Below are 12,127 nucleotides of genomic sequence, written 5' to 3' on the forward strand. Positions count from 1 at the left end.
AAAGTAATAAAGCCTTAAATTTTGATTTCTTTTAAGTTATAATAAAAATTTAAATAGAAATTAATAATTTTAAGGCTTTTTTTGACAAATTTTAAAAACTTATCAATTTTATATGTAGAAGATGATTTTGAAGTTCAAGCAAATATTAGCAAAATATTATCTCTTTTATTTCAAAAGGTTTATACTGCTTCAAATGGAGCTGAAGCTTTAGAAATATTTAAAGAAAATGAAATTCACATGATTTTAACTGATTATGAAATGCCTAATTTAAATGGTTATGAATTAATAGTAAAAATTAGAGAACTTTCAGAAACAATACCTATTGTAATACTTAGTAACCATACTGAAAAAGAGAAACTTTTAAAATGTATTCCTTTAAAACTTATGCAATATTTAGAAAAACCTATAATTTATGAAAAATTATTTCAAGTATTATATGAATGTAAAAAAGAAGTTGAAAAATATACTAATATCAAACATATTATAAATGAAACAACTTCTTATGATCCAAATGTGAAATTATTATTTGTAAATGATAAAAAGATTGAATTAACTGCCCTTGAAATAGAAGTTTTTGAATATTTATTTAATAAAAAAAATCAATTAGTAATGAAAGAAGAATTGATTGCTTTTATATGGAAAGAGCAAAATCATGGAGAGGATGCTTTAAAAAATCTTATTTATAGACTCAGAAAGAAAATAGGAAAAGAATTAATTGAAAATCATAAAAACCTCGGTTATTCACTAAAAAGTAATTAAATATGAGAATAATTCTTTTTTTACTGTTTTTTATATCTTTTTCATTTTCTAATACTTTTATATTAGAAAAAAATAATATTCCACAGATTTCTCTTGAAACATTTAGCGATACTTATATTGACAAAAATCATAACAAAACTATAGATGAAATAAAAAATGAACCTTTTAAAAATATTTCTAAAACAAACTTCAAAGCAACAAAAAGTCATATTTGGTCGAGATTTTCTATTTTAAATAATACTTTAGATACAAAAGAGATCTTTTTTAAAAATAGTAAAGCTGGCGTTGATATTATAGATGTATATATTTTCAAAAATGGAAGTTTTTATAAAAAAATTGAACTTGGAGATATGAGAGATATAAAAAATAGAGAACTAAAAACAAAAAAAAGCACTTTTTATTTAAATCTTGAAAAACAAACTCTTTATGATTTTTACATAATGCATAAAAGTTATAGTAGTATTTCAACTCTTTGGACTTTACAAAATAGAGTAACATTTGAAAAATTTGAAAATATCGAATCGACTGTTTGGGGTATTTTTATAGGTATAATATTTACTTTATGTTTTTATAATCTTGTTCTATTTTTTTCTATAAAAGAGTTTGCTTTTTTAAACTATATTTTTATGTCTTTATCTTTTGCAACTTACCAACTTTGCGTAAATGGAGTAGCATATCAAATATTTGAAAACGTGAATTTACAATATCTAAATAATCTAAATTGGATAATTGGTTTTTTAACACAAGTATTCACTATTTTATTTCCTATTTTATTTTTTAAACCTAAAAAAGAGACTTTTATTTTTAAATATTTTATTTCAATTTTAATCATTGATATATGTACTGTAATACTTTACTCTTTTTCATTTACTAACCCAGAGATTAGATATTTTACAAAATATACAGATTTTATAACATTTATTAGTATCCCTAGTTTACTTCTTATTTCTATTTGGGCAATAAAAAATAAACGTTCAGGAGCAATGTATTATTTATTTGGGCAAGTTTTTTACTTATTATTAGTTGTTTATGTTGTGATGGTTACTATTGGATATTTTGAATCTTTTGAATATATTTGGGTTATTGTTCCTATTGGTATTATTCTTGATGTAATTTTCTTATCTCTTGCTCTATTTAGTAGACTAAAAGAGATTGAACAAAGGAAAAATGAAACAGAACAACTTTTGATTTCACAAGCAAGATTTACAACAATAGGACAAAATATTGCAAATATAACACATCAATGGAAAACACCTATTGCACAACTTGGTTCGCAAATATTTTTGCTTGAAGCTATCTATGAACTTGATAAAAATAATTTTGATAAAACTATAAAAGAAACTTTACCTAAGATGAAATATAGTATTACATTTTTAAATCATACAATTGATGATATTTATAATTTTTACTCAAATCCATCATCAAAAGAAAATTTCAATATAGAAGAAGAGATAGAATCACTTCTAAGAATGATAAAAGATGCGATTAAATCAAATTCAATAAGTATTATAAAAGCTGTTGAACCTTTATCTTATTATGGTTATAAAGGAAGTTTTTTAAATGCTTTAATGATTGTTTTAGAAAATGCAATATATCAACTTAAAAATTTCAAAACTTCAAATAGAGAAATTTTTATATCTGTGAAAAAAAATAAAAATACAATAGTTATAAAAATAGAAGACAATGGTGGAGGAACAAAAAATATTGATATAGAAAAACTTTTTGATTTAAATTTTAGTTCTAAAAAAGAAGAAGGTAGTGGAGTTGGATTGGCACTTGCAAAAAAATTGATAACAAAAAGATTAGAAGGTGAAATAAAAGCAGAAAAAACAAAAGAAGGATTAGCTTTTATGTTTATTTTTCCTTTAAAAGAAGAAATCATAAACTAAAAATAGTTTATGATTTTAATATTTCTAAAATTTTTCTATAAGATTTTCAAAAACTTTTGTAAGACCTTCAACCTCTTTTACAGTTGTTCTCTCCCCTACACTATGAATAGTATCATTTATAACACCAAATTCAATAGCTTCGATTCCAAATGCTCCAAAATATCTAGCATCACTTGTTCCACCAGCCGTACTATGTTTTGTTTTAACTCCTAAAATTTCTTCAATTGAGTTTTCCATAGCCTTCACAACTTTTGATTCTTTATTTGTAACAAATGGATATGAACCTTGTGTTGTTCGTAAACTATAATTTAAATGCCCAAAAACTTTTTCTATATAAGCTTCAACATCTTCTTTTTTTGTGTTTGTAGAATTTCTAACATTAAACATCAAATCAAGTTTATTTGGTGTTACATTTGTTACTTGCATTCCTGCACGTATATCTGTGATTACCAGTTTACTTGGAGCAAAATATTCATCTCCATTATCCAAATCATAACCGGCTATTTTTTCTAAAAGAGGTGCTATTTGATGAACTGGATTTATTCCTTTTTCTGGATATGCCGCATGTCCTTGTTTTCCTTGGATTGTTAAATATCCATTGATACTTCCTCTTCGCCCTACTTTTATAGCATCACCAAAAACTACTTCACAAGTTGGCTCTGCTACAACTGCATAGTTTGGAATCATATCTATCTCTTTTAAATGCTCAAGCATTTTAATAGTTCCATATGTTCCTTCACCCTCTTCATCGCTAGTTAGTAAAATAGATAAAGTTCCATCAAAATTTTTTGCATTTTTACAAGCATATAAAAAAGCAGCATCTCCACTTTTCATATCTTGCGAACCCCTAGCAGTTATAATTCCATCTATCACATCAGCAGCAAAAGGATCAACACTCCAACCTTCTCCTGTTGGAACTACATCTATATGACCTGCAAAACAAAGATGTTGTGGGTTTTCATTGAATTTTTTATAATAAAATCTATTTTTTACACCTTCCATATCAACTTTAAGACAAGTCCAATCAGCTCCCAAATACTCTTCTATAAAATCAAATGCTCCATCATCATTTGGAGTTAATGATTTAAATCTTAATAATTTTTGAAATAATTCTATAATAGTCATTTAATATCCTTTTAATTAGGGGGAATTTTAGCTAACTTAACTTTATTTTGTTATAATAAAAAAGTTAAAAAAATTTTTAATTTTGTTATTTAATTACAAAAAAGGAACTTCAGGTGGGAAAATTAGAAAAATCATTTTATTGGTTATGCTTTATACTTTTAGTATATATAACTATAGGATTTAAACTTATTCCAATTATTTTAAAAGACCAATTAATCAAAAATTTAGATGAAAATCTAACTACAAAAACTTCTATTGAGAAAATAGAATTTAATCCATTTACAATTGCTTTAAAAATTCATAATTTTAAACTTTCAGATGAAAACAATAATTCAGATATTTCTTTTAAAGAATTAGATGTTGATTTTGCGCTAATGCGTTCTATTGAAAAAAGACATATCAGTTTTCAAACTATTTTTTTAGATGAACTTTATTTAAATATATTAGAAAATAAAGATGGAACATTAAATCTTACAAAACTTGTAAAACCTACACCTGAAAAAACAGAAGAGAGTTCTAGTTCATTTGATATTAAATTTCTTATTTCAAAAATTGATTTAAATAATGCAGATATTAATTTTACAAGCAATATAGATGAAAAACCTTTTACTCTTACTTTAAAAGATATTGATTATACTATATATGATTTAGGTACATATAAAGATGCTTTATCTTCAAATAATTTAACATTTAGAATAAATGAAGATACAAATGTAGCAATTGGAGGAGCATTTAAACTTGAACCATTTAAAATGTATGGAAAAATTGATATATCAAATCTAAAAATAAAAGAATTATTAGACTTTAAAAAAGATTTTTTTAATTTTAATTTAAATGAAGATGCAAATATAAATCTTGTTTTAAACTATAATATAGATACTACAAAAGATTTTGATTTAAAATTAAATAGTGAAAAACTAGAAATTAATAATATTGATTTAAAACAAAATAATAAATCAATAGCCTCATTAAAAAAACTTGATATAAAAAGATTTGATTTTGATTTAATCAATCAAAATATTAAACTTGATGGAATAAATATAGATACTTTAAATGCAAATATGATTTCAGATAAAAATGGAATAAATTTTGCTAATTTAATAAAAAGTGAACCTTCAAAAGAAGAAATTAAAACTGAACAAAAAGATGAAAATACACAAAATAATATATCTAAACCTTGGATTTTAAATCTTTCGAATATTCAAGCTACAACAAATTTTGATTTTGATGATAAAACAAATAATAGTTTGATAAATGCAAAAGCTACAACTTTAAATCTTAAAAATTTAAAAATAGTTGATTCAAAAATTGATTTAAATTTTCTTGACATAAATAATTCAAATCTAAGTTTTATTGATAATACAAATAAATTAAATATAAAATCAAAAAATACGAAAATCAACCTAAATACTTTATCTTTGAATAACTCGATTATAGATATTGATTCTATTAATCTTTCAAAAGAGAATTTAAATTTTGATGAAAAGAAATCAAATCTAAATATAAACTCAAAAAATCTTAATTTAGCTGTAACTAATCTAAAAATAGATGGGAATAAAATATCTTTAAAAAACTCTTCTTTAAAAACACCTAACTTAAATTTTGAAGATAAAAACTCAAAAATGAAAGTAGAAAGTACAAATATCAATCTAAATTTAAATGATTTTTTATTTAATAATGAAAAAATTACAGTTAATGAGATCAAACTTTCTAAACCAAATATAAATTTCAAAGATTCGATAAACAAATTAGATGTTAAAGCAAAAAACCTAGAGTTAAGCATAAATAAACTATCAAATAAAGGTAGTGACATATCAATAGATTATATAAGATTATTAAATCCAAATCTTGATTTTATAAATTTAGAAAATAATACTAAAATTGCAGCAAAAAATCTGGACTTAAGAATTAAAAAATTATCAAATCAAAAAAATCTATTTAAAATAGAAAAAACTGATTTAAATAATCCACATATTTCAATAATTCTGCCAAAAAACATATCAACTACTACAGAAGAAAGTATTGCACAAACAACAAAAAATACAAAAGTAGATAATAATAAAGCATCAACAAGTAAAACTAAACTAAACATTGGACCTGTTAATATCAATAATGCAATCTTTGATTTTGAAGATAAAAATTTACCAATTTCATTTAAAACAACTGTTTCTAAACTAAATGGAAAAATTTCTGAAATAAAAAATACAAAATCAAGTAAAACAAACCTTGAGTTAAATGGTGTTGTTGATAAATATGGAGTTGCAAAAATCACAGGAATTGTAAATCCAAATAATATAAAATTTTTAACAGATATAAATATGAAATTCCAAAATATAGCCATGGAAAACTTCACACCTTATACGGGGAAATTTATTGGTCGTGAACTAAAAAGTGGGAAACTTGATTTAGATTTAAAATATAATATTGATAAGTCTAATCTTGATGCAAAAAATAATATTGTTATTACAAAATTAGAGTTAGGAGATGAAGTACAAAGTCCTGATGCAGTATCTTTACCATTAGGAATTGCAATATCTTTACTTGAAGATTCAGATGGTGTTATAGATATAAATCTTCCTATTTCTGGTAATGTAGATGATCCACAATTTTCTATTGGAGCAATTTTATGGAAAGCTTTTGTAAATCTAATTACCAAAGCTGTTACAGCTCCTTTTTCATTACTTGGAGCTATATTTAATTTTAATGAAGATGAAATAAAAAGTGTAAAATTCGACTCTTTAGAGAGTGAAATTACTCCTATTCAAAAAGAAACTTTAGACAAAATAGCTCAAATTTTAACTGCAAAACAAGATATTGCTATAAAACTTCAAGCTTCTTATGATAAAGATAAAGAAACACAAGCTTTGAAAGAAAAAAAATATCTTGCAAGAAAAGATGATGATAGAAATCTAAAAAAAGAGCAAATTGATGCTTTAATCTCAAAAGAAACTATCAAAATTTCTGAACTTGAAAAGGTTGCAAAAGATAGAATTTTAAATATCAAAGAGTATTTAGTAAAAGAGAAATCTATCAATAAAAAACAAATTATTTTAATAGATGAAATATTAACTTCAAATTCTTCAATAGATTTAAAAATCGAACAACTTAAATAAGAATTATTAAATTTACTTATAAATAAAGAATAATATTGACTTATTATTCTTTATTTGTTATTATCCTCCAAATTAATAAAAGGGATAAAATGTTTAATAAAATAATACCCATAATTGTGATATGTTTATTTAGTTTGATTTTTTATGCTGTTTTCACAAAAGCTTCTCATAGTGCAAAAAGTAAAAGAGTAGAATGTCAAACAAAAACTACAACTTTTGAAAAAATATTTGTAGAAGAACCTATAAAAGAAGCAATTCAATCCTTCAAAGCAGGAAATTATGAAATAAATTCTTCAATTGAATACTCAAAATATATGAAAAGCCATTTAATTGATATTCTAACTAAAGAACAAAGTGACAAAATTTTACAAAATATTATAAATAAATATTTAATTCAAAGTGAACAACAAATACAGGATAAAAAACTTTTTATAAACTACTATATTTATGAAAATGATAAAGCAGATAGTGGGAAAAAAAATAGTGAAGCAAAAAAATATGCAGGTTATTTGATGTTTGATTTTAAATATGACAAAAAATTAGTTTATAAAATCCAAATAGATTATATGGATTTAGATGCAAAAGATTTGGAAGATAGAATGAATTGTGCTATAAATTCATTTTTATTGATTGACTAAAATTTAATTAAAGGAAAAAAATGAAACAAAAAATTTTTAAAGATAAATATCATATTTTTGAAATAGAATATAAAAAAAGTGAACTAACTTATAAAAGTGTAGATGAGATTATCTCTGCTTTACAAATAAGAATTGATGCTCACCCTGTTATTGCTTTTATAGCAATTTTTGATCAATACAAACATACAAGTTCATTGAAAGATGGAGAAATTAATCCAAAAATAAAAGCTGCAAAAAATATAATTTTTTGTTTTGGAAAAGAGTTACCAACTCCAGAAGTAATGGCAGTTCGTCCTAGAAGTATCGGTGTTTGTGAAACAGAAGATTCATTTATATTAAACTTTTTAGAAGCACCAAATGAAAATGCAAATAAAACAATGGAAGAGTTTGTAAAATCTCTAAAAACTTATATTTATTAAAAAATTTGGAAACTAAAGTTTTATAACTTTAGCTCCAAATCCTCCACTGCTTGGATGAGCATCTTCAAAACCTTTTACTTTTGGATGTTTTTTCAAAAACTCTTTTACTGCAAATGCCAATTTTCCAGTTCCAATTCCGTGATAAACTAAAACTTCTTCAAATCCAGCAAGTAAAGCATCACTTAAAAACTTATCTAAATTTTCAATTGCTTCATCTGCTCTTTGTCCATGAAGGTCAAGTTTTATACTTCCAGTTTCTGGTCGTTGAATAGTTACAGTTGCTTTTTTAGAAGGAATTTTTGGAGGTGGTGGATTTCCACTTCTACTTAAGTCACTTAACATTACTTGAACTTTCATTCCCATGTCATTTTCAATGTAAGCTTTATTTCCTTTTATTGAAACAATTGTTCCTTTTGTATTTCTATATTTAACTCTATCTCCAACAACTAACTCAACAACTTCTTGAACCTTTTCAACTTTAATCTCTTTTGCTTTTTGATGAGCAATATTTAGATGTTGATGAGATTCACTTACAAGTTTTGCTTTTATAGCTTTTTTTGCTTCATCTCTTGCATCACTATATTCTTTGTGAAGTTTTGATTTTTCACTATAAATATGTTCATCAAGTTTTTCTTTTTGCTCTTTTAAATTAGAAGTAATTCTTTGCATATTTGCAATTTCTTCATCAAGTTTTGTAATTTTTTGTTTATATTCTCTCTCCAATGAACTACTTCTTTCTATTAGTTCATTTAACTTATCTTTATCTTCACCATAAACTTCTTTTGCTCTTTTTACAACACTAAGTGGAATACCATATCTAGAAGCAGTTTCAAAAGCATAAGACCTTCCAATTGTTCCTTGTAAGAACTCATAAGTTGGTCTTTGATTCTCTTCATCATAAAGAGCAGCAACTAATTCTACATTATCATTTGAAGCCATAAGTGCTGCTAATCTTTTATGGTGAGTTGTAATAATAACTTTTATATCTCTTTGAATTAAATCTTCTATTATTACTTTAAACAGACTTGCAGCTTCATCTGAATCAGTTCCAAGTTCAATCTCATCTACTCCAACAATTGCATTTTTTGCACTAAAAAGTTTTGAAAACTCAACCATACGACCTGCAAATGTTGAAATATCATTTTTTACACTTTGAGGGTCATCTAAAACTGCATTAATAAATTTAAAATTACTAACAACTGTATCATGATGAGCTTTATATGGAAGTAAATATTTTGAAAGAAAAACAGCTGATAAAATTGATTTTAACATCATTGTTTTTCCTCCCGCATTTACTCCTGTAATCATTACAACGGATTTTGTAAAATCAATTGTAATTGGTTTTGGATTATGTAAGGCTGGATGACAAAAATCAACAAGTCTATTAACATCATTTTTTGAAGGAAGAATAAAATTTTTATCTCCCATTTTTGCAAAAAACAGTCTTGCTTGATAATGATCAAACCTATCAAACTCTTTATTTAAAAACTTTAAAAATAGAAGATTTTTTTCAAATAAAGATGAAATCTCTTTACAAATTTTATATAAAATCTCTTCTTGTTTATTTTTTAAATCACTTTGTTTTTGTTTTAACTCAGAAATACTATGAGGAACAACATAAAAAAATCCAGAATTTGATCTATCAATTACACTTCCACTAAGAACATGATTAAATCCACCACGAACAAGTAAAGCCTCTTCACCATTTATATAATGAACTTGAGAATCAACTAAATAAGTTCTAACTTTTGAAGAATTTATAATCTTATAAAGGCTTTGTTTTATTGCTTCTTTATTTTTTGAAATTGCATATTTGATATTGTCAAAATCTTCATCTATTCCATCTTTTAGATTTGCCTTATCATCAAAATACTCAGATATTTTTATAACATCTGTTGGAATGATAATTTTATCTAGCCATTCAAGCATCTTCCCATCAAAATTAAATCTTTTTAAATATCTAAAATAGTTTATTATTTTTATAAATTCAAAAATCTCATAAATTTTTAAAATACCTTGTTTTTGTATATGCATCAGTGCACTATCAAGATTTTCTACTTTGTTAGGTGCTTTAAAATCAAATTTTGATAATTCATTTATAAGTTTAAAATGAAGGTTAATATCACCTTCTAAAATAATAGATTTTTCTCTTGCTAATAGCTTTGAAAAACTATCAATATAATCGATTAAGTCTAGTTTTTTTAGTATTTTTTCCATGGCGGGAATTATATCTAAAAGGCTATAATATTTTTATGAATATATCTACAAGAAAAATATCCTTTCACATTAGTTCACAATTTAATGTTAAAATAATAGTATATTAAAAAAGGAGTAGATATGTCGGGGAGAAAAATTGTTATTTCACTTGTTACACTAAGTCTGTTATCATCTTCATTATATGCAAAAAAAGATGAAAATATTATACAAGAACCTTTAAAAGGAAAATATAAAGACTATAAAGAATTAAATGTAAAAGAACACAAAAATAATATCAAAGAAAAAAGTAAAAAAGAATATAAAAATTATAAAGATTATGAAGAAGAAAAATATCATAAAGGACTTACTGAAAAAGAAAAATTTTTACCAAAAGGTTTAGAAAAGAAAGTTCAAAAAGATGGAACATTACCTTCTGGTTGGCAAAAAAAACTTGCAAAAGGTCAAATTGCTGATGATAGAATCTTAAGAAGTGGAACAATGATAAATTCTAAAAATTATCCATTTGTAAAAAATAGTGATATTTATAGAGTTGAAGATAAAGTTTTCAGAGTTGCCCAAGGTACAAATATGATTATGGAAATTTTCAAATAATCCTAGCTTTTATAAAGCTAGGATTTTAAAATCTACTAGATGAAATACTGCCAATAAATTAATGCTATAAAAGTAACCATTAAAATAGCTAAAATATTAATAAAAAATCCAAATTTTGCCATTTCTTTCACTTTTACAGCTCCACTACTCATAGCAATAGCATTTGGTGGAGTTGCAATTGGAAGCATAAAAGCATAACTTGCACAAATAGTAGCAACCATTAAAATAAGAGTCATATCTATATTAGTAACTTCACCTAAAGAATAAATAATAGGAAAAGCTATTGAAATAAGTGCAGTATTTGAAGTAATTTCAGTTGTAAATGTTATTAATGCTGCAACCATTAAAATAAGTATAATTACAGGTAAATTTGTCAATGATAACATATAATTTGCAACTTCATTTGCTAATCCTGTTTTTGAAAAAGCTGTAGCAATAGTAAATCCTGCACCAAATAAAAAGATAATTTCATAAGGAATTTTTTTTGCATCTTCCCACTCAATAAATCCAATTTTTGGTACAAACATCAATAAACCAAAACCTAATAAAATTGCTGTTTCATTAAGTCCTAAACCTGAATAATAAGGTTCAATTTTTGAATTTACAAGTAATAATACAATTAAACCCAATAAGATATATAACAATCTTTTTTGATCTTTTTGTAAAATTTCTGTATGTTCAACTGTATTATCAAGTTTTACATCATTTAAACCTAAAGATAGTAAAAATGGTATTATTATTAACATAATTAAAGCTAAAGGCGCTGTTAATAAAATCCATTGGATAAATGCAATTGGTTCAAGTGAGTGTTGTTGCATAAATCCTAAAAGAATCAAATTTGGCGGTGTCCCAATAGGAGTAATAATTCCACCTATACTACATCCATAAGCGATTGATAAAGCAAGTCTAGCTTTAAACTTGATATTTTCAGTTAAAAATATTGCAATTGGTATAAGTAAAAGTGCTGTTGTAGAATTTGATAAAACTGAACTTAAAAGTGCTGATGTAAAAGCCAAAGAGAATATCATTCCTCTTGGAGTTTTAGGAAAAATTGTCAAAAGTTTATTTGAAATATATTTATGTAAATCTATTTTTTGTGTTGCAATTGCTATCATAAATCCACCCATAAACAAAAATATAGTTGGATTAGAATAGTTTGTTGTGGCTGTTTTTACATCAATCAAACCAAAAGCTGGAAATAAAATAATTGGAAGTAAAGATACTACACCTATTGGTAAAGCTTCATTTGTCCATAAAATTACAAGTAATGCAATTAAAGCAATTAATGTAGCGTGTTGAGTTGTAAAAAATGAACTTGCAACTAGAAAAAATCCTATAGATACAAGAATTGATATAAATATATTTTTCAAATTTTT

General features: G+C 24.4%; 9 protein-coding genes. 6 read left to right on the forward strand and 3 right to left on the reverse strand.

Translation table 11 applies throughout. The features are described 5' to 3' along the window. The first annotated feature begins 81 nt into the window (after nt 1-81). Nucleotides 82-759: a response regulator transcription factor gene (locus ADFLV_RS08790; protein WP_129010592.1), complete on the forward strand. Its 678-nt coding sequence runs from the start codon at nt 82-84 to the stop codon at nt 757-759. A 2-nt stretch (nt 760-761) separates the two neighbouring features. Further along, the gene (locus ADFLV_RS08795) at nt 762-2,648 is read left to right on the forward strand and encodes a 7TM diverse intracellular signaling domain-containing protein (protein WP_129010591.1); all 1,887 of its coding nucleotides are present in this window, start codon (nt 762-764) and stop codon (nt 2,646-2,648) included. Between the two features lie 24 nt (nt 2,649-2,672). On the opposite strand, the gene dapE is transcribed toward ADFLV_RS08795, so the two are convergent. Continuing rightward, nucleotides 2,673-3,773, reverse strand: a complete 1,101-nt coding sequence (gene dapE / locus ADFLV_RS08800; RefSeq protein ID WP_129010590.1) for a succinyl-diaminopimelate desuccinylase — start codon at nt 3,771-3,773, stop codon at nt 2,673-2,675. Between the two features lie 113 nt (nt 3,774-3,886). On the opposite strand from dapE, the gene ADFLV_RS08805 reads away from it, so the two are divergent. From ADFLV_RS08805 to ADFLV_RS08815, 3 genes are all read left to right on the forward strand, one after another. Beyond that, nucleotides 3,887-6,886: a DUF748 domain-containing protein gene (locus ADFLV_RS08805; protein WP_129010589.1), complete on the forward strand. Its 3,000-nt coding sequence runs from the start codon at nt 3,887-3,889 to the stop codon at nt 6,884-6,886. 89 nt (nt 6,887-6,975) lie between these two features. Beyond that, nucleotides 6,976-7,524, forward strand: coding sequence for a hypothetical protein (locus ADFLV_RS08810; RefSeq protein ID WP_172658777.1), 549 nt, complete (start codon nt 6,976-6,978; stop codon nt 7,522-7,524). A gap of 20 nt (nt 7,525-7,544) precedes the next feature. Next, nucleotides 7,545-7,943, forward strand: a complete 399-nt coding sequence (locus ADFLV_RS08815) for a DUF6858 family protein (protein WP_014474414.1) — start codon at nt 7,545-7,547, stop codon at nt 7,941-7,943. A gap of 12 nt (nt 7,944-7,955) precedes the next feature. Here the strand turns inward: ADFLV_RS08815 and ADFLV_RS08820 are convergent, their stop codons facing one another. Beyond that, a complete protein-coding gene (locus tag ADFLV_RS08820) occupies nt 7,956-10,160 on the reverse strand; it encodes an endonuclease MutS2 (protein ID WP_129010588.1) in 2,205 nt (734 codons plus the stop codon). A 120-nt stretch (nt 10,161-10,280) separates the two neighbouring features. Here ADFLV_RS08820 and ADFLV_RS08825 point away from each other — a divergent pair, with 120 nt between their 5' ends. Next, nucleotides 10,281-10,751, forward strand: a complete 471-nt coding sequence (locus ADFLV_RS08825; RefSeq protein WP_164968485.1) for a hypothetical protein — start codon at nt 10,281-10,283, stop codon at nt 10,749-10,751. A 35-nt stretch (nt 10,752-10,786) separates the two neighbouring features. Here the strand turns inward: ADFLV_RS08825 and ADFLV_RS08830 are convergent, their stop codons facing one another. Further along, nucleotides 10,787-12,121: an SLC13 family permease gene (locus ADFLV_RS08830; RefSeq protein WP_129010587.1), complete on the reverse strand. Its 1,335-nt coding sequence runs from the start codon at nt 12,119-12,121 to the stop codon at nt 10,787-10,789. Between the last annotated feature and the right edge of the window lie 6 nt (nt 12,122-12,127).

Source organism: Arcobacter defluvii, from assembly GCF_013201725.1.
GTDB lineage: Bacteria > Campylobacterota > Campylobacteria > Campylobacterales > Arcobacteraceae > Aliarcobacter > Aliarcobacter defluvii.